Annotated in this window: 17 protein-coding genes and 1 tRNA gene; 17 read left to right on the plus strand and 1 reads right to left on the minus strand. The window is 65.5% G+C overall.

The window, feature by feature from the left end:
• Positions 1-85 precede the first annotated feature (85 nt).
• The 14 genes from ftsZ to A8V01_RS26120 all read left to right on the plus strand — a co-directional run bounded on the left by ftsZ (position 86) and on the right by A8V01_RS26120 (position 15,237).
• The gene (ftsZ, locus tag A8V01_RS26055) at positions 86-1,630 is read left to right on the plus strand and encodes a cell division protein FtsZ (RefSeq protein ID WP_103099151.1); all 1,545 of its coding nucleotides are present in this window, start codon (positions 86-88) and stop codon (positions 1,628-1,630) included.
• A gap of 197 nt (positions 1,631-1,827) precedes the next feature.
• The gene (locus tag A8V01_RS26060) at positions 1,828-3,783 is read left to right on the plus strand and encodes an SPOR domain-containing protein (protein ID WP_245892840.1); all 1,956 of its coding nucleotides are present in this window, start codon (positions 1,828-1,830) and stop codon (positions 3,781-3,783) included.
• Between the two features lie 165 nt (positions 3,784-3,948).
• The gene (locus A8V01_RS26065; RefSeq protein ID WP_103099153.1) at positions 3,949-4,467 is read left to right on the plus strand and encodes a type III secretion system chaperone family protein; all 519 of its coding nucleotides are present in this window, start codon (positions 3,949-3,951) and stop codon (positions 4,465-4,467) included.
• A gap of 101 nt (positions 4,468-4,568) precedes the next feature.
• Positions 4,569-5,378, plus strand: coding sequence for a pyrroline-5-carboxylate reductase (gene proC / locus A8V01_RS26070; protein WP_103099154.1), 810 nt, complete (start codon positions 4,569-4,571; stop codon positions 5,376-5,378).
• Between the two features lie 135 nt (positions 5,379-5,513).
• Entirely contained in the window at positions 5,514-6,260 is a 747-nt protein-coding gene (locus A8V01_RS26075) for a Bax inhibitor-1/YccA family protein (protein ID WP_103099155.1), read from the plus strand.
• Between the two features lie 197 nt (positions 6,261-6,457).
• A complete protein-coding gene (locus A8V01_RS26080) occupies positions 6,458-7,210 on the plus strand; it encodes a hypothetical protein (protein WP_103099156.1) in 753 nt (250 codons plus the stop codon).
• 134 nt (positions 7,211-7,344) lie between these two features.
• A tRNA-Ala gene (locus A8V01_RS26085) sits at positions 7,345-7,420 on the plus strand.
• A gap of 168 nt (positions 7,421-7,588) precedes the next feature.
• Positions 7,589-8,644 carry a GTPase ObgE gene (obgE, locus tag A8V01_RS26090; RefSeq protein ID WP_103099157.1) on the plus strand — a complete coding sequence of 352 codons (1,056 nt, stop codon included), beginning with the start codon at positions 7,589-7,591 and terminating at the stop codon, positions 8,642-8,644.
• A 75-nt stretch (positions 8,645-8,719) separates the two neighbouring features.
• Entirely contained in the window at positions 8,720-9,850 is a 1,131-nt protein-coding gene (gene proB / locus A8V01_RS26095) for a glutamate 5-kinase (RefSeq protein ID WP_103099158.1), read from the plus strand.
• Complete coding sequence (locus A8V01_RS26100; RefSeq protein ID WP_103099159.1) at positions 9,847-10,785, plus strand: NAD-dependent epimerase/dehydratase family protein; 939 nt, start codon at positions 9,847-9,849, stop codon at positions 10,783-10,785. The genes proB and A8V01_RS26100 overlap by 4 nt, the downstream gene beginning before the upstream one ends.
• Positions 10,786-10,803: 18 nt before the next feature.
• Complete coding sequence (locus A8V01_RS26105) at positions 10,804-11,778, plus strand: bile acid:sodium symporter family protein (RefSeq protein WP_103099160.1); 975 nt, start codon at positions 10,804-10,806, stop codon at positions 11,776-11,778.
• A gap of 74 nt (positions 11,779-11,852) precedes the next feature.
• A complete protein-coding gene (locus A8V01_RS26110; protein WP_103099161.1) occupies positions 11,853-13,025 on the plus strand; it encodes a hypothetical protein in 1,173 nt (390 codons plus the stop codon).
• 11 nt (positions 13,026-13,036) lie between these two features.
• Entirely contained in the window at positions 13,037-14,227 is a 1,191-nt protein-coding gene (locus tag A8V01_RS26115; RefSeq protein ID WP_103099162.1) for a sulfotransferase family protein, read from the plus strand.
• Entirely contained in the window at positions 14,224-15,237 is a 1,014-nt protein-coding gene (locus A8V01_RS26120; protein ID WP_103099163.1) for an alcohol dehydrogenase catalytic domain-containing protein, read from the plus strand. The genes A8V01_RS26115 and A8V01_RS26120 overlap by 4 nt, the downstream gene beginning before the upstream one ends.
• On the opposite strand, the gene A8V01_RS26125 is transcribed toward A8V01_RS26120, so the two are convergent.
• On the minus strand, positions 15,234-16,484 hold the full coding sequence (locus tag A8V01_RS26125) for an MFS transporter (RefSeq protein ID WP_103099164.1): 1,251 nt from the start codon (positions 16,482-16,484) through the stop codon (positions 15,234-15,236). The genes A8V01_RS26120 and A8V01_RS26125 overlap by 4 nt on opposite strands.
• A gap of 225 nt (positions 16,485-16,709) precedes the next feature.
• On the opposite strand from A8V01_RS26125, the gene A8V01_RS26130 reads away from it, so the two are divergent.
• The 3 genes from A8V01_RS26130 to A8V01_RS26140 all read left to right on the plus strand — a co-directional run bounded on the left by A8V01_RS26130 (position 16,710) and on the right by A8V01_RS26140 (position 19,253).
• Complete coding sequence (locus A8V01_RS26130; protein WP_211295210.1) at positions 16,710-17,945, plus strand: CaiB/BaiF CoA transferase family protein; 1,236 nt, start codon at positions 16,710-16,712, stop codon at positions 17,943-17,945.
• A gap of 82 nt (positions 17,946-18,027) precedes the next feature.
• On the plus strand, positions 18,028-18,555 hold the full coding sequence (locus tag A8V01_RS26135) for a Csu type fimbrial protein (RefSeq protein ID WP_103099165.1): 528 nt from the start codon (positions 18,028-18,030) through the stop codon (positions 18,553-18,555).
• Positions 18,555-19,253 (plus strand): fimbrial biogenesis chaperone, encoded by a 699-nt coding sequence (locus A8V01_RS26140; RefSeq protein WP_103099166.1) that lies wholly within the window; start codon positions 18,555-18,557, stop codon positions 19,251-19,253. Before A8V01_RS26135 ends, A8V01_RS26140 begins: the two co-directional genes overlap by 1 nt.
• Positions 19,254-19,255 lie beyond the last annotated feature (2 nt).

The raw sequence follows: 19,255 nt of genomic DNA on the forward strand, positions 1-19,255 counted from the left end.
GTCATCCTTTGCCTAGACAAATCGAAGCGTGCAATCAGAGTGGTCAAGGAATTTTCTTCGCGCGACGTGCCTGCAGGAGAGCGAAATGAGCATTAACATCGGACCGCCGGCTATCGAGGAGCTTCGTCCTCGCATTCTCGTTATCGGCGTCGGCGGTGCGGGCGGAAACGCGATCGCCAACATGATCGGCGCCCAGATCGAGGGCGTGGACTTCGTGGTGGCCAACACCGACGCACAGGCGCTGAACAACTCGATCGCGGAAACGCGCATCCAGCTTGGCCCTGAAATCACGCAGGGTCTTGGTGCCGGTGCGCGCCCCGAAGTGGGTCGTGCCGCCGCAGAGGAAACCCGTGAGGAACTGGAGCGCCTGCTCGACGGCGTCCACATGGTCTTCATCGCGGCCGGCATGGGCGGTGGCACCGGCACGGGTGCGGCCCCGATCATCGCGCAGGCCGCGCGTGAAAAGGGCGTCCTCACGGTGGGCGTCGTCTCCAAGCCGTTCATGTTCGAAGGTACGCGCCGTATGCGCGCTGCCGATTCGGGCATCGAGGAACTGCAGAAGCACGTCGATACTCTGATCGTCATTCCCAACCAGAACCTGTTCCTGGTGGCGAAGGCGGAAACGACCTTCAAGGAAGCGTTCACGCTGGCCGACGAAGTGCTGCAGCAGGGCGTGCGGTCGATCACCGACCTGATGATCATGCCCGGCCTCATCAACCTCGACTTCGCGGACGTTCGCTCGGTCATGGGTGAAATGGGCAAGGCAATGATGGGCACCGGCGAAGGCGAAGGCCCGAACCGTGCTCTGGAAGCCGCCGAACGCGCCATTGCCAACCCGCTGCTGGACGGCGTGTCGATGCAGGGCGCGAAGGGCGTCATCATCTCGATCATCGGCGGCGACGACATGAAGCTGCTCGAAGTCGACGAGGCCGCGAACCACATTCGCGAACTGGTCGATCCCGATGCGAACATCATCTGGGGGTCGGCGTTCAACCCCGACCTGCAGGGCAAGATCCGCGTCTCGGTTGTCGCCACCGGCATCGAACAGACGACGGAAATGGCAGAGATCGCCTCGCGTCCGCTGAACCTGGGTGCTTCGCGCGGTCTGGCGCGTCCGGCACTGCACACGCCGCCTGCCGCTCCGACTTATCAGGCGCCTGTCGCTCCGGCGCCCGCGCCGGTGGCTCAGCCCGCTCCGGCCCCGGCTCCCGAGCCGTTCCCGGCGCCGTCGCAGGCTTACGAACCGGCTGCGGAACTTGAACTTGGCGCCGAGGATGAGGCTCAGGCTGCTGCTCCGGCCCCTGCGGCCACGCCCGGATTTGCGGGTCTGCGCGGCATCCAGAAGGAACCGCTGGACCTCAGCTTCGAAGCTCCGGCAGAGCCTGCCCCGGCTCCGCGCCGCGCGCAGGATGAACTGCTCCTCGATGGTGGTCAGCAGGCTGCTCCGGCCCCGGCGGCCGCTCCCGCAGCGCCGCGTACCAAGCCGGTCGGCGGTGGCAGCACCCTGTTCGAGCGCATGACCAGCCTGTCGCGTCCGCGTCCCGGTGCCGAGGCCGCGCCTGACGATGAGGACAGCGACGGCGGCTCGATCAGCATTCCGCGCTTCCTTGGTCGCCAGAACAACCAGTAAGTCGGAAACGATGTGTCAGATTGGCGGGGGCTGTGCTCCCGCCAATCGCATTTCAAGGGTCGGTGCGGCGGCGTTCGTTCAAGGTTCATGTCGCCCCGTCCATGCGCACGCGCGGCTGAAGCGGGCGGCATGATTGTAAATCGCGGGTAGCCTTGTGCATGTGACCCGCGCGATCGGGTATGACAAAGGACTTGCGGGTGGATCACTTGGTTTCGCGATTGCTCGGCGGTGCAGCGCTGATCGGTGCGTTGGCCAGCGGCCCCGCCTTCGGCCAAAGCGCACCTGTCGTTTCGCGTCCCGTGGTCCAGGCCATTCCCGGTGCGGATAACAAGAAGCTCAGCATGGCATTGGCGCGGCTTGGCCGCGACGCGCGTGATGTGCCCGCGCTGATCGATGCGGGCGACGCTGCCCGTGCCTTGCAGGATTATGCTGCGGCGATCGGTTTTTACCGACGCGCGGATGAAGTCAGTCCCGGCAACCCCGGCGTTCAGGCGGGCTTGGGCAGTGCGTTCGTCCATAATGGCGATCCGGTCAGCGCCATTCCCTGTTTCGATGCGGCTGAAAAGGCAGGGGCGGCGCCCTCGGCGATATCTGCCGACCGGGGGCTCGCTTACGATCTCGTCGGTGATAACGCGCTGGCTCAGCGTTACTATGCGGCCGCGATGGCGACGGCTTCGGGGGACAAGGCGGACGAATTGCGCAATCGGCTGGCGGTGAGCCAGGCGATCGGGGGCGACCTTGATGCCGCTTACGCAACGCTGCTGCCGTTGCTGAACAAACAGGACAAGCCCGGTTGGCGCACGCGGGCCTTCACGCTGGCCATCGCGGGGGACACGGATCAGGCGGTCGATGTGGCGGGGAAGATCTTGCCCGGCCAGCTGGCCCAGAACATCGCGCCCTATTTGCGCTACATGCCGCGGCTGACCAAGGCGCAGCAGTCGGCGGCCGCGAATCTGGGACGCTTTCCAAAGGCGTCCGAAATCGGCCGGGATGACGCGCGTATTGCGGCTTATGCGCCGCCCCGGTCCACGGCCGCTGGGGCAGGGCTGATTCCCAAGGGTGAGCCGCTTGGCGGAACCAAGCTTGCAAACGCGGGCAAGACCGCGCGTCCACGCGTGGACCGTGCCGGCAGGCAGCAGGGGGCCGCGCGATCGGGCGCGCAATCGGGCAGCGCGGCCGCTCGGACTGCGGCGCTGGCGTCGGTCGACCCCGATCGCGTTGCTCCCCCCGACCCGAAGCCCACGATCGAGCGGGATGGTTCGGGTGAACTGCCCCCGATCGGACGCAGCGCGGAAGCGCCAAAGGCTGCTGCAACCGTCGTGCCATCGTCGCCCACGCCTGCACGACAGCCGGCTCGTTCTTCCAAGGCACCGCAAGTGGCTGCGGCCAGCGCATCGCCCGTGCGGACAGCGCCGGCGGCGACTTCGCCGTCGGGACCGGCTGCCAATCCCGGCTTCGATCTGGGCCGTCTGCCTGCAGCGACTTCAGCGGCGAACCCGGCGGCTGCCGAGGCGGCCAAGACCCCTCCGGCTGCGCCGCAGGTGGCGGCGGCTGCCAGCCCTCCGCCGGTGCCGGGGCCAAGCCAGCTTTCACTTTCGGAGATCTTCGCTGACATCGGTAAGCCGACAGCGGACATCATGCCTGCGTCGGGCGCTGTCGATATCCGCCTGATAACGCCCGCTGCTCCGCCGCCGCCTCCCGCTCCGGCCGTGCAACTGCCGAAGGTTGATGAAGGCAAGCCGGCAGAGCCCACGGCTGCCGAGCTGAAAGCCGCCAAGGCGAAGGATGCCAGGGCCAAGGCTGCCGCTGCCAAGGCAGCCGAAGCCAAGGCGAAGGCCGAGGCAGAGGCCAAGGCAAAGGCGAAGAAGCCTTCGCATCCCAGCAGGATCTGGGTTCAGATCGGCGTCGGGCGCGACAAGGGCGCGATCGCCTTCGACTGGCGGCGCTACACGCGGGAAAATGCTGCGCTGCTCAAGGGATATAGCCCCTATGTCAGTGAAATGGGCCGCACCAACCGCGTGCTGATCGGCCCCTTCGCGACGCAAAAGGCGGCCAATTCGTTCCTGGCCGATGCCAAGAGGCAGGGGTTCTCGGACGCGTTGCCGTGGACCAGTCCCGCAGGGCAAGTCGTGGACCCGCTCTCAGCCAAGTAATTCTGCGGTTTGCGGGGCTTGCAGCGGTCCTTGTGTTAACGCGCATTCATATTTATCCACACGCTGTAAACAGGCTTGTGCAGTTATGCGCAGGCGATGAGGGCAGGTGGATTGTGCTTGCCCACCCGCAGGCAGCATCCATGCACCCGTATTCGCGGAGGGCTGATGTCGCAGATTATGAGGACGGTTCAGGACGATATCGACCGGGACGACGAGGCGGCCCCTGTGGAGATGCTTGCGTCGCTGTTCGAGGCGCGTGACTGGCCTTTCGAATATGCCGGCGAAGATGAAATCTCGGCCGAGATCAAGGGCGCCTGGGCTACGTATCAGTTGCAGGCGATCTGGCGTCGGGAGGATCGGGTCCTCCAGCTGCTGTGCCTGCCCGATATCCGCGTAGCCGACGCCAAGCGCTCCGCCGTGTTCGAGGCGCTGGCCCTCATAAACGAGCAAGTCTGGCTGGGTCACTTCGACATGTGGTCGAACGGCGGTGTAGTACTTTATCGCCACGGGCTGATGCTTGGCCCCGACGGGCTGCTGGGGCCGGGGCAGGCGCAGATGGTGGTCGAAGCCGCCGTTGAGGAATGCGATCGCTTCTACCCGGTGTTCCAGTTCATCCTGTGGGGCGACAAGAGCCCGACCGAGGCGCTTGCCGCCGCGTTGGTGGATGCGGCCGGGGAAGCCTGACGGTTACCTGATCACCGGGCCGGATTACCCCGGTCTGCCTCTTGTCGGTGTCGTTCCGGTCGCCTAAGTCGCGCCCCGACCTGGCATTGAGGGAATTGCGCATGGACCGGTTTCAGAACATCCTGCTTGTGGGCTGCGGCAACATGGCAGGGGCCATGCTGACCGGGTGGCTGGCGGGCGGTATTCCGGCTTCGCGCTTCACCGTCGTCGATCCGCATAAGGAAGCCGTTCCGGAAGGCGTCACGCTGCTGTCGGAACTGCCCTCGGAAGGGCGCTTCGATATCGTCATGCTGGGCGTCAAGCCGCAGGGGCTGGACGCCGTCGCGCCTCTGCTGCAGCCGCTGGTCGGGCGCAGCACGGTGCTGTTTTCCATCCTTGCCGGTGTTGAGTTCGACAGTCTCTCTGCGCGTTTCCCCGAAGCGGGCGGTGTGGTGCGGATCATGCCCAATCTGGCTGCGGCTATTGGCAAGTCACCGATCGCGCTCGATGCTCGCGGTCTTGATGAGACTGGCCGGGCCGCTGTTACTGCGCTGATGGCGCCGCTCGGCACGCCGGAGTGGCTCGCCGGTGAGCACTTGTTCGATGCCGTTACCGCGCTTGCGGGCTGTGGCCCCGCTTTCGTCTATCGCTTCATCGATTCCCTGGCGGCGGGTGCCGTCGCGCTTGGGCTTGACGCGGGGCAGTCGCAGCGTCTCGCGCTGGCGATGGTCGAGGGTGCGGCCTTGCTGGCGGGCGCATCGGAATTTTCGCCCGGTGAACTGGCCGACAAGGTGGCCAGCCCCGGCGGTTCGACGCGCGCAGGGATGAATGTGCTGGATGAAGGGGCTGCGCTGGCGGGCGTGGTGGCCGAAGCCATGACCGCCTCGCGCGATCGCAATGCCGAAATGGCGGCTGAGGCCCGGCGCGGCTGATAGCGCATCTGGCCTGTTTCACACTTTGTCACAAATGACCGGCGCCGGTTCTTCTTGAAACTTTTATGGCCCGGCGCGATATTCACCCTTGAGCGGGACCGCATTGTGCAGGTCTTTCGCTAAAGGGAGTTTGAAATGGCGAATTGGAACGACCCCCAGCCCCGTCAGGGCTTCGGTGCGTCTCCGAGCCGTGACGGCAGCGACTTTGGTCGCACCGCCGGCCGGGCCGCATACGATGCGGGTCTGCGTCGGCACATGCTGTCGATCTACAACTACATGGCTTCGGGCGTACTGCTGTCGGGCATCGTCGCTATGCTCTTTGCGCCTTATGCGATCGCCATGATGCAGTCGCCGATCAAGTGGCTCGTCATGCTGGCGCCGCTGGGCTTCGTCTTCGCGATCAGCGGCGGCGCAGCGCGCTTCAGCGAAGGTACGCTCAAGGTGCTCTATTGGTCGTTCGCGGCCGTGATGGGCGTGTCGCTGTCGACGATCTTCGTGATCTACACCGCAACCTCGATCGCGACCACGTTCTTCGCAACGGCTGCGGCATTCGCAGGTCTGAGCCTGTACGGCTACACCACGAAGAAGGATCTGTCGGGCTTCGGCACTTTCCTGATCATGGGCGTCGTCGGCATCTTGATCGCATCGCTGGTCAACCTGTTCGTGGGATCGAGCGTTCTGCAGCTGGCGATCTCGGTGCTGGGCGTGCTGATCTTCGCGGGGCTTACCGCGTATGACACCCAGATGCTCAAGAACCAGTACTACCACCTGCGCGGCACGGATTTCGTGGGCAAGGCCGTGGTGCTTGGCGCGCTGAGCCTTTATCTGGACTTCATCAACATGTTCCAGTTCCTGCTGAGCTTCCTTGGCCAGAGGGACTGAGCATCGCGCGGCTGGGCTGAGATAATCGGAACCAGAATGGGGCTGAATTGCCTTCGGAACGATTAATCCACAGTGCAGTTTCGGATAATCATGATGCCCGGCGCGTTTTATCGCGCCGGGCATTTTCTTTGAGGCGCGGTGCGGGTAAATCTCTGGCGCCGTGGAATGGAGAACGATCGGTGTTCAAAGGGCTTGAGATGAGGGACAACGAGCAAGGGCGCCGCCGCCTTTCATTGCTGGCGGGCTCGGCGGTTGCCGTCACGCTCGCGGCGCTTGCAGGCTGCGCGAAGCCGCCGCCGCCACCGCCGCCGCCGCCGCCGGTCGTGGTGATCCCGCCGATGCCGACGCCGCCGATGGGCGCGCCGCTTGAAATGACGATCCCCACCAAGACCGAAGATGGCGCCCGCCATACCGTGAATTACGGGATATCGACGTCACAGGCTGTGTGGAATTTCCGTTCTGCCTACAACGTGGCCGCGCTCAACTGCGTGGAAGTTGAATTCAACCCGATCCTCGAAGGCTACAAGCGCTTCCTGAAGGTCTATGACAGCTCGCTCGACCGGGCGAGCAAGGAAATCGACGCCAGCTTCCGGACGCAGCATTCCGGCCGCGCTGCGATCGTCGCGCGTGAAACGTATCAGACGCAGGTGTACAACTTCTTCTCGCTGCCGCCGGTCGATTCCAGCTTCTGCAAGGCCGCCATGGAGGTGAGCGCCGAATTGCAGACGGTTGAGCCGAGCCAGTTCGAAGCCTGGTCCTACAGCGGGCTGGCCAAGCTGGAAGCGCCGTTCAAGGCGTTCTTCGATGCCTATGACCAGTATCGCGCCGATCTGGCTGCATGGCAGTCGCGCTATGGTTCGAACGGTTTGATTACCGTTCGTCCGACGACGGAACAGGTCATGGCGCAGCCCGTGGGCCAGCCTCAGGCGAACGTTCCGCAGGCCCAGTAAATACGGCGTAAAAGCGGATGGGCAGGGCGTGAGAATCTTCGCGCTCTGCCATTTTTGCTCTTCCGCGCCGATAGCGCTTTCGCTAAGGGAGCGCTCCCGAGGGCGGAATCGCGTTCGGGGTTTGATACTGGAACGGGGCCGTAGCTCAGCTGGGAGAGCGCGTCGTTCGCAATGACGAGGTCAGGGGTTCGATCCCCCTCGGCTCCACCAGTATCGGAAAATTCAGGCATGTCCGGAAGAGCCGGGCATCACCCGGCCCGAGACACGGCCGGGTTTTTTGTTTATCTGCGGCCAGCGGCGTTCAGCGGAGGGGAGACCTCCGGCGACCGGGACCGGTCGCGAAGGGGCGCTTGATCAGCGCTGGAAGCGATAGGACCGATGCATTTTCTCGACCAGGCCAAGATTTATGTTCGTGCAGGCGGCGGTGGCCCCGGTGCGGTCAGTTTCCGACGTGAAAAGTACGTCGAATATGGCGGCCCCGACGGCGGTAACGGCGGCAAGGGCGGCGACGTCATTTTCGAAGCGGTGGCGGGGCTCAACACCCTGATCGACTTCCGCTACACCCAGCACTTCAAGGCGCCGCGCGGCGGCCATGGCATGGGCAAGAACCGCAATGGCGCGGCGGGCAAGGACCTTGTCATCAAGGTTCCCGTGGGCACCCAGATCGTCGACGACGAGGACCGCGAGACGGTTCTGCTCGATTTGACCGAAGCCGGTCAGCGCGTAACCTTCATCGAAGGCGGCATGGGCGGGCGTGGCAACGCCAGCTACAAGACCAGCACGAACCGCGCGCCGCGTCAGCACCAGCCCGGCATGCCCGCGATCGAGCAGTGGGTCTGGCTGCGGCTCAAGCTGCTGGCCGACGTCGGCCTTGTCGGCATGCCGAACGCGGGCAAGTCCACCTTCATCAACGCGCTGTCGAACACCAAGGCCAAGGTGGGCGACTACGCCTTCACCACGCTGCGTCCGCAGCTGGGCGTCGTGATGCACAAGCACCGCGAGTTCGTGCTGGCCGACATTCCCGGTCTGATCGCGGGCGCTGCGGATGGCGCCGGCATTGGTGACCGCTTCCTTGGCCATATCGAGCGGTGCCGCGTGCTGGTCCACCTCATCGATATCTCCAATACCGATCCCGTCGAGGCGATGCGGATCGTGGAGGAAGAGCTTGAGGCCTATGGCGGTGGTCTGGAAGACAAGCCGCGTCTGGTGGCGCTCAACAAGATCGATCTTGTCGACGATGCACTGGCGGAGGAATATGCCAGGGAACTGCTCAAGGCCGGTGCGGATGAAGTGTTCCCGATTTCGGGCGCGACCGGCAAGGGCATGTCGAAGCTGCTCGATGCGGTGATCGACTATCTGCCCGCGGCCACCGTTACGGAGCGCCCCGAAGGCGAACGTGAAGAGGCCGACGACAAGCCCTGGTCCCCGATCTGAGGCCGGCTGCATCGGCCTGGCCGAGCAACCTTGCGCTTTTCACAACTTCGGCTTTCCCCTAGAGGCTGGCTGCAAATGTCCATAGCCCGACTCTCAGACCTCGCCGATCCCGCTCTCGCCCCGCGCCTCGTCATCAAGGTGGGCTCGGCGTTGCTTGTGGGGCCGGACGGTGTGCGACGCGCGTGGATCACGCAGCTGGTGGCCGAGATCGCACAGGCTCGCAGCCGGGGGCAGGACGTGATCGTCGTATCCTCGGGCGCGATCGCGCTGGGCGCGGCGACGCTGGGGCTGGAGAAGGGCGGGCGCGGCAGTCTTGCAGACGCTCAGGCCAGCGCCGCGGTGGGCCAGATCGCGCTTTCCGGGCTCTGGGCGGAACTGCTGGGCACGCACGGGATCACCGCTGCGCAGATGTTGCTGACGCTGGAGGATCTGGAAGATCGCCGCCGTTACCTGAACGTCACCGCCACGCTGACGCGGCTTCTCGATGCCGGCGCGGTGCCCGTGATCAACGAGAACGATTCGGTGGCGACTCAGGAAATCCGCTTTGGCGACAACGATCGCCTGGCCGCGCGCGTTGCGCAGGCCGCTCAGGCGAGCGCGGTGGTGCTGCTTTCGGATATCGACGGGCTCTACGACCGGCATCCCAGGCTGCCCGGCGCAAAGATGATTCCGGTGGTAGAGGGCGTGACGGCGGAAGTCCGCGCCATGGCCAGTACGGATTCGAACTCCGGCATGGGCTCGGGCGGCATGGTTTCCAAGCTGCAGGCGGCGGAGATCGCGGAACTGGCAGGTATCTGCCTTGTCATCGGCAACGGGCAGCATGAACGCCCGGTGGCGCGCATCGTCAATGACGGCATCGGCACCCTGTTCGTACCCCGGCGCAAGGCCGCCGCGCGCAAGGCGTGGCTGGGCGGCCGACTGCGCCTCAAGGGCGAGATCGTGGTCGATGATGGTGCGGCTGCTGCACTCGGGCGCGGGTCCAGCCTGCTCGCAAAGGGCATCACGGCGGTAGAGGGCGTGTTTTCGCGGGGCGATCCGGTCGCCATCGTCGATGGAGAGGGTAAAGTGCTGGCCCATGGCTTGTCGGAATACGACGCTGCCGAATGCGCGGCGATCGTCGGCCTGCATTCCAGCGAGCAGGAGCGGGTACTTGGTTATTCGCCGCGCTCCTCAGTGATCCACCGCGATCAGATGGTGCTCAAGTGAACCGCCGTCGCGCCCTTGTGGAGCGTCCGGTCATCGCGCTCACCGGCGCTACCGGCTTCGTCGGGCAGGCCGTGCTGGACGCTGCCATCGACGCGGGCTTCGCAGTCCGCGCGCTGACCCGCCGGAGCCAGCCTGAGCGCGAGCACGTCGACTGGGTCGGCGGCGAACTGGGCGACCCGGCATCGCTGGTCGAACTGGTGCGCGGGACCGAGGCGGTGATCCACGTCGCCGGCGTGGTCAACGCGCCCGACGCGGCCGGGTTCGAGGCGGGCAACGTCACCGGCACGCTCAATCTGATCGAGGCGACCGTGGGCGAGGGCGTGCGCCGCTTCGTCCATGTCTCCTCGCTGTCCGCGCGTGAGCCGGAGCTTTCCGCTTATGGCGCGTCCAAGGCGCGGGCCGAGAAGATCGTCATGGCCAGTCCGCTCGACTGGACGATCGTGCGTCCGCCCGCGATCTATGGCCCGCGCGACAAGGAGATGTTCGAGCTGTTCCGCGTGGCGCGCTGGGGCTTCATCCCTATGCCGAAGGAAGGGCGCGCCTCGATGATCCATGTCGAGGATCTGGCGCGGCTGCTGGTCGCGCTGGAGCCGGGCGGGCTGTCGGTAACCGGCAAGATCTTCGAGCCTGACGACGGCAAGCCGCAGGGCTGGGAGCATTTCGAGCTTGGGCTGGCGATCGGCTGGGCGCTGGGCAGGCGACCGCGCGTGATCGGGCTGTCCGCGGCCATGCTCCACCGGGCTGCGCGGATGGACGGTTTTTTGCGCGGTGCCCGTGCAAAAATGACGCTCGACCGCGCCGCCTACATCAGCCATCCGGACTGGGTGGTCTCTCCCGAGGCCGCACCGCCGGGCAAGCTCTGGCGTCCCCGCATCGAGACGCGCGAAGGGCTGAAGGCCACGGCGCAATGGTATCGTGAGCACAAGTGGCTCTGAAAAGGTAACGTCCCCCGTATGAACCGCCTGCTTGCCCGCCTCAACATCGATCCGTTCCTGCTCATGCTGGTGAGCACGGTGGTTTTGGCGACGGTGCTGCCGGCGCAGGGCGTGTGGGCGCGCGTTGCGGGCGGGGTGGCGGATGCGGGCATCGCGCTGCTGTTCTTCCTGCACGGCGCCAAGCTTTCGCGCGAGGCGATCTTCGATGGCGCGAAAGCGTGGAAGCTGCATCTGACGGTCGGCGCGACCACCTTCGTGCTGTTCCCGATCATTGGCCTTGGCGTGCGCGCGATCCCCGGTATCGAACCGTCGCTGGCGACCGGCGTGCTGTTCCTGACGCTGCTGCCTTCGACGGTGCAGTCCTCGATCGCGTTCACTGCGATTGCCGGGGGTAATGTCGCGGCGGCGGTGGTGAGCGCTTCGTTCTCCAACCTTGCCGGCATCTTCATTACCCCGCTGCTGACGGCGCTGTTCATCACCGGAGAGAGCCAGGGATTTTCGACCGATCCGATCATCGACATTTCGGTGCAGCTGCTGCTGCCGTTCCTTGCCGGGCATTTCCTGCGGCCATGGATCGGCGGCTTCGTGACGCGCAACAAGAAGGTACTGGGCTACGTCGATCGCGGCTCGATCCTGCTGGTGGTCTACACCGCGTTCGGCGCGGCGGTGCTGGAAGGCTTGTGGCACAAGGTCACGGTGGGCGAACTGGTGCTGATCGCCGCGATCTCGCTGGGTGTGCTGGCGGTGGTGATGGTGATTTCCAGCTTCGTGGGCAAAGCCATGGGCTTTTCGCGTGAAGACCGGATCGTGCTGTTGTTCTGCGGATCGAAGAAGAGCCTTGCCACCGGCGTGCCGCTGGCGGGCGTGCTGTTCCCGGCGGCGCAGGTGGGCGCGATCATCCTGCCGCTGATGTTCTTCCACCAGATCCAGCTGATGGTCTGCGCGGTGCTGGCGCGCCGCTTTGCGCCGGTCGATCAGAAGCCGGCAGACTGAATTCGCCGGGGCGATGGTCGGCGCCTCGCAAAGTTAGATAGTGCGTACTATCAAATTGGCAGGGAGAACCTGCCATGCCTATCGAACCTGCCATCCTGCCTTATCTGGCCGAGCTTGAAGGCGCGGTCGCGAACCTTGCGCATACCTGGCGGCCGGATGACCCGGCCTATCGCGCGGACACTTATCGCCAGACGATGGCGAGCCTGTCCTACGCCTATTTCATGTACTTTCACGCGGATGCGGAGCACCCGGACTGGGCGCCGCTGTGGAACCCCGTTTACACGCTGCAGCCCAACCCGGACGACATCTATACCCAGTCGCCGATCCGGGGCGATCTGACGTATCGCGTGTCGGGCAATCGGGGGACGTGCCGCATCCTCTCGTTCACCACGCAAGCCGCGCTGTCAGGCACGGTGGACGAGATGCCGCGCCCCAACGGGCATAACGAGTGCGACACCAACGACCTTGGCATCGCGCTGGGCGCGGATTTCTCCATCGTCTTCAGCGCCGAGCGGCCCGCCGGATATACGGGCCACTGGGCGCCGATAGACCGGGCCGCGCGCGGCATGTTCACCCGCTATCGCATGTACGACTGGGAGCGCGAGGTGGACCCGGTGCTCTCGATCGAATGCCTCGATCCGGTGCCGCCCAAGCCGCGTCCGGCGCCCGATGAGATACTGAGCCGCATCACCGAGATGGCGAAGCTGCCCCGCCGCAAGACCGACCTTTATTATCCGATGCAGAACGGGGTGAAGGAGCGCGTCGGCTTCAATGTGTTCGAGCCGGTGCGTTATCCCGGTGCGCTGGTGAAGCAGACCTACTGGCCCGCCTGCTTCCAGCTGGAGGATGACGAAGCGCTGATCATCGAGACGGAGATTCCCGCCCGCGCGCCGTACTGGAACGTGCAGCTCAACGATCCCTACTTCAATGCGCTGGAATATGTGTACCGTCTCAGCAGTACCAACGGTGCGATGGCCCGGCTGTCCGGTGACGGGAAGTTTCGCGCCGTCATCGCGCTGACCGACCCCGGCGTGCCCAACTGGCTCGATCCGGCGGGGTACAACGAAGGTGGCATCTACGGGCGCTGGTACGATTGCGACAGCGAGCCGGTGCCGACGATCACCCGCGTCAAGCTGGCCGACTTGCGCGCGCATCTGCCGCAGGACACGCCTGTCGTGACCCCGGCCGAGCGCCGCGAGGAAGTGCGCCGCCGCGTTGTCGCGTGCCAGCGGCGGCGGCGTTGGTGAAAGGCTGAACGATGGACCTCAGTTATGATCCGCCCGCAGCCTTTCGCCATGCGCTGGGCCAGTTGCACGATACCGTCATCGCGGAGACCGGCAGCGACGATTTCGGCCCGGCCGATTACCTGCCCGGCCTCACCGTGCTGTTGCAGTCGATGGACTATGACCCGCGCTTTTCCGAACAGGGGCGCCGTGCCGCATGGGGCATGGTGGTGGGCGTGCTGCGCGGGCGGGTGCAGGCGATTGCGGCGATGAAGGCGACCCCCGGCTTCGATTCGGCGCGGGTGCTGTCGCCGGTCGTCATCACCGGAGTGCCGCGTACCGGAACCACGGCGCTGCACCGGCTGCTGGCGGTCGATCCGCGCTTTCAGGGGCTCCAGACGTGGCTGCTCGACAGTCCGATGCCGCGTCCGCCGATGGAACGCTGGGCCGAATATCCGCAGTACCGCAAGACCCTTGCCGCGCTGGAGGCGCAGTATGCTGCGCTGCCCGATGCCAAGGCCGCGCATTTCCGCGCCGCCGAGGAAGTCCACGAATGCTGCATGTTGCTGCGTCAGTCGTTCGTTTCCAACTTGTGGTCGTGCGGCTGGTCGGCGGCGACGTATGACGCCTGGTGGCAGTGCCAGAGCGAGGCTGCGGCCTATGCCCACTTCGCCCGATGCGTCCGGCTGATCGGCGCGAACGATCCCGACAAGCGCTGGCTGCTCAAGAATCCCGGCCATATCGAGCATCTTGATCTGCTGCTGGCGGTGTTCCCTGATGCACGCGTGATCCAGACGCACCGCGATCCGGGCAAGGCGGTGCCAAGCCTCGTCTCGCTGCTGATGAACTTGAACGGGCTTATGGAGCCCGATCGGAAAGCACAGCGGGCCGAGAACCTGCTGCGCCGCGAAGTCGCCAAGTGGGCCAAGGCGGTGGAGAAGTGCGAGGCGGTGCGGGCGCGTCATCCGGCGCAGGTGCTCGATGTGGTCCACGCCGATTTCCACGCCCGGCCGATGGAGACGGTGGAGGCGATCTATCGCTTCATCGGGATGGACCTTCCAGATGATATCCGCGCTGCCCTGTTGCGCCGGATCGAGGAGAAGCCCGAACTCAGCCACGGCGTCCATCGCTATTCGATCACCGATTACGGCATGACCGCAGACGAGGCGCGCGATCCGTTCCGCGCCTATATCGAGCGTTACGATCTGCTGGAGGGGCGAGCATGAGGGCGGCGATCTATCCCGGCAGCGGCAAGCCCATCGTGATCGAAACGATCGCCGATCCCGAGCCCGGCCCCGGCGACCTTCTGATCCGTGTGGACCGCTGCGGCATCTGCGGCACCGACCTTGCGATGACGAAAGGCGGCGCGTGGGATTTCGGCGCAGGTGTCCAGTTCGGGCACGAATATGCCGGAACCGTGGTCGATGTCGGCCGCGAGGTCACCGGCTGGAAGGTGGGCGATCCGCTGGCAGTGCTCCCCTCGGTCGCCTGCGGGCAGTGTGAGACCTGCCGCGCCCATGGCAACAACGTGCTGTGCCGGGAAAGTCCGGCGCGCGCCTCGGTCGGCTTCGCGCAGTACGCCCGGATCCCTGCAAGCGTTGCCACGCCTTTGCCTAAGACCCTTTCGATGGCCGACGGCGCGCTGATCGAGCCTATGGCGATCAGCCTCTACGGTACGCAGATGGCGCATGTCCGCCCTGGCGAGCGAGTGCTGGTGCTGGGCGGGGGGACGGTAGCGCTTTACGCCATCTGGTGGGCGCGGCGGCTGGGCGCAGGGCGGGTGGTTGCCATGTCACGCTCGTCGCGGCGGCGGGACTTGTGCCTTGAGATGGGCGCGGACGCCTTCGTCGCCTTCGGTGACAACGAGGTGGGCGAGGTCGTCGAAGCGCTGGGCGGGGCGCCGCAGGTGGTGCTGGAAGGCGTAGGGGCGCCGGGGATGCTGGGCCGTGCGGTGCAGCACGCAGCACCCTTCGGCCGGATCGTCAGCCTGGGTTTCTGCACCGCGCCCGATCCGGTGATCCCGGCGGTGGCGAGCTACAAGTGCGTATCGCTGCACTTCGCGGTCGGTTATTCGATGCACGAGTTTCTTTTCATCGCGGACCTGCTGGGGCGCGGGCATATCCACGCCGATCCCAAGGCGATCGTCACCGCTACCGTCGCGCTGGAACAGCTACCTGCGATGTTCGAAACCCTGCGCGGGCCGAATGCGGAAACCAAGGTTCACGTTCGCTGCTAGGCTGGCAGGGGCTTGGACAGAGGTTCTGGCTGAGGTTCCGGCAGGGCTTCCTCGGTCTGCGGTTCCTTGCGCAGCATGAGCAATAGCAGCGCGCCTGCCACCACCGATGTGCCCACCGTCAACAGGAAGCTGTCGAAACTGCCGGTGCGGGCCAGCGTCCAGCTCAGCAGCGCCGCGCCTGAGGCCGCCGCAAGCGAGCATACCCCGGTCAGCAGCCCCAGCACGCTGGAATAGATCCCCGTCCGGAAGTGCCGCGCGACGAGGAAGGCAAGGATATCGCCCTCTGCGCCCACCGCGAAACCGAGGCTGAAGATCGCGGCGGTCACCACCATCGGCGCGTCCCAGCTGCTGGCCAGTACGAACAGGCCGAGCCCCGGCAGGGCCAGCATCACGAAGGAAACCACCTGCGGCGCGAAACGGTCGAGCGCCACGCCGGTGACGAAGCGGCCCAGCAGCATCCCCACGGCCAGCGCCGTGAACATGATCGACGCACCTTCGCCGCTGATCCCCTGGTCCAGCACCAGCATCTTGAGCTGCACAAGGATCAGCGTGAGCGGCAGGTTGCACAGGTACATCGCCCCGAACAGCAGCCAGAATGCCTTTTCGCGGAAGATTTCGGGATAGTCTTCCCGCGCGCGGCGGCGTGGCGCGGTGACGAGGGCAGCGTGCGCGCGCCCGGCCGGGATCAGCAGGAACACGGCGATGCCCGCAAGTGTCGTGAACAGCGCCAGCATTCGGTACGTTGCCGCCCAGCCGTGGGCTTCGACGAATTCGTTGATGACCGGCCCCCCGATCGCCGCGAACAGCGCCGGGCCACAGGCGACGATGGCAAGGGCAAGGCCCCGCGCATGCTCCACGTGCTGCACGACAAGCCGGGTGTAGACCGTGGCCGTCGTCGTCACGCAGATGATGCTCTGGAAAATGAAGATCCCAAGGTATGCCTCGAACGAACCGCCTATGAGGCTGAACCCCAGCATCGTCAGCGGCATTGCCACTATGCCGATCAGCGCGGTCAGTTTTACCCCGAACAGGTCGGCAAGGCGGCCGATGAAGGGCATCGAAAGCGCGGTCAGCATGCCGAGCATGCCGGTCATCGCGAACTGGGCCTTGGACCACCCGGCATCCGCGATGAGCGAAGGTGCGATCGCGCTGGTGACGGTGCCGATGATCGACATGCCCGTTCCCATGCCCAGCGTCGCGGCCAGCAGCGGGCGCCATGCGGCACCGATTTCCGACAGATAGCGCAAGGTCAGGTCTCTCCGGGGCGGTTCTGGTTATGCCCTCCAGCTTGCCACCGGACTGCCCGGTGCAAAAGCGCAGCACCGATGAGCACGGCGTATTTCCCGCCGGAGCAATCGGAAATCGCCCGAGCGTTGGATGTCCTTCAATTATATAACCAAGCGATTGCTACATAAATCGATGAGGCTTACCCTTGCATGAAAGAGGCCGCCTGCGATGGCCGGCAACGGGAGATGACGATGTTCGCAACGCAAGTGTTCAAAGGGGTGCGGGTGCTGGAATTGGCGCAGTTCGTGTTCGTCCCGGCAGCCGGCGCGGTGCTGGCGGACCTTGGCGCAGACGTCATCAAGATCGAGATGACGCAGGGCGACCCCTATCGGCGCCTCAAGATCACCGATGGCCGCCAGACCGCCTCGGCGAACCTCGCGATGGAACTGAACAACCGGAACAAGCGCTCCGTCGCGATCGATCTCAAGACCGAGGAGGGGCGCGAACTGCTGCTGCGGATGGTGGAAACCGCTGACGTTTTCCTCACTTCGATCCGTCCGGCGGCGCTGAAACGGCTGGGGCTGACGCTGGACGTGCTGCGCGCGCGCAATCCGCGCATCGTCTACGCCCATGGCAACGGTCTTGGCTTTCGGGGAGAGCAGGCAGACCGGGCGGGTTACGACGCATCGTGCTTCTGGGCGCGCGGCGGTTTTGCGCATATGCTGGCCGTGCCGGGGCAACGCCCGACGCGACCCCGGCCCGCGCTGGGGGACCACGCAGGCGCGATGAACGTCGCCTTCGGTATCGCCAGCGCCCTGTTCCACCGTGAACGCACCGGGGAAGCGACTACGGTGGAAGTGTCGTTGCTGTCTTCGGCTTTATGGATACTGTCCGCGGACGTGACGATGGGCGCGGCGCTGTCGGACGAACAATTGGCCAGGCTGGCAAATCCCGGACGCCATGCTCTGACAAGCGCTTATGAAACGGCGGACGGACGCTTTCTGCAACTCATGTTCCTTGATCCGGAGCGCTACTGGCCGGAACTGTGCCGCCGCATCGATCGCGAAGGTCTGTTGCAGGACGCGCGGTTCGCGACGGTGGAGAGCCGGGTCGAGCATGGCGACGCGCTGCTTGAGGCGCTGGACGAAGCATTCGCGGCGCGTACGCTCGATGAATGGCGCGGTGTCTTCGCGGGCTGGGATGCGCCTTGGGAGGTCGTGCAGAACTTGCGCGAACTCGTCACCGACCCGCAGGGGCTGGCGAACGATTCGCTTTTCGATGTGGTGGTGGAAGACGGCACGCCGGTGACGGTCGTGTCAGGCCCGGTCTCGTTCGGCGGCAGTCCGCTGCCTGTCACACCGCGCTGCGCACCGACGATGGGGCGGGATACCGCGGAAATTCTGGGTGAAATGGGCCTGGATGACGAACAGATCGACGTCTGGGTCAAGAGCGGCGTGGTGGCTGCGGCAATCTCGGCCTGAACACCGGTTTGCCGGTCTTCTAGGGGAAGCAACGGGGATGGCGTTGGAAGGGTGGGCAACCCTGTCTTGGTAAACGATTGCCATGAGCAACGTTCACCACGCCCGCGGCGCTCGCCGCCTTCGCCCGCTTGCCGCAGGAGCAGTCCTTGCGGCAGGTTTCCTCCTCGCGCCTCAGGCCGCATCCGCGGCGACGGTGACCGACACCATTACGGTCACCGCGACGGTGCAGTCGGCCTGTGTCGTCGCCGCAAGCCCGCTGGCCTTTGGCAACTACAACCCGACTTCGTCCTCCAACGTCGATGCGACCACGACCGTCAACGTCACCTGCACGCAGGGCACGGCCTATAACGTGGGTCTCAACGCGGGCACGACCACCGGCGGCACCACCACGGTGCGCAAGCTCAATTCCTCGGGCCATACGCTCAATTACGCGCTGTATCAGGATTCGGGCCGCACCACGAACTGGGGCAACACCGTCAGCACCGATACCGTTGCCGGTACGGCAGGCACTTCGGCGACCGCTTATACCGTTTACGGCCGTATTCCCGGCAGCCAGAACACGACCGCCGGAGCCTATACCGACTCTGTCACCGTGACGGTCACCTACTGATGAGCCTGCGGCCCGCCCTGGCGCTGCTGGCATCCGCGCTCGTTGCCATCGGGGGCGGCTGGGCCGCCCCGGCACGAGCCGGATCGCTCAGCGTGATGCCGGTGCGTGTCGACGTGCCTTCGGGCCGCCGGTTCTGTTCGCTGACTCTGGGCAACGACTCCGACCGGCCGGTGACGGTGCAGGTCCGGGGCTTCGCCTGGAGTCGCGACGAAGGGGGTGTCGATATCCTGACGGCCGACGAGGGCTTCGTCGTCAACCCGCCGATCGCCACCATCGCGCCCCACGGCAGCCGACTGGTGCGCTGCAGCCTGCCGGCCGATGCGGGCGCGCACGTCGAGAAGCAGTGGCGCCTGATCGTCGATGAACTTCCCGATCCCACGCAGGCGCAGCCGGGAGTGGTGCAGACGCTGCTGCGACTTTCCGTGCCGGTGTTCCGGGGCGATGCGGACGTGGCACCGCAATTCACCGCCTCGCTTGGCGGTGAAGGGTTGCGGCTGGGCAATCCGGGCAGCGGCCATGCCAAGGTGATCGCGCTGACCCTGCAGGGGCAGGGCGGCACGGTGACGCTGGACAAGCCGTTCTACCTGCTGGCAGGCGGCGCGCAGGTGGTCCCGGCCGAGCGTCTCCCCAAGGGACTGTCCTCCATTCACGTGCGTGCGGAAGAGGGTGACTATACGGTCACCGTCTCCGCGCCGTGACC

The sequence above is a fragment of the Novosphingobium guangzhouense genome, from assembly GCF_002896965.1.
Lineage (GTDB): Bacteria > Pseudomonadota > Alphaproteobacteria > Sphingomonadales > Sphingomonadaceae > Novosphingobium > Novosphingobium guangzhouense.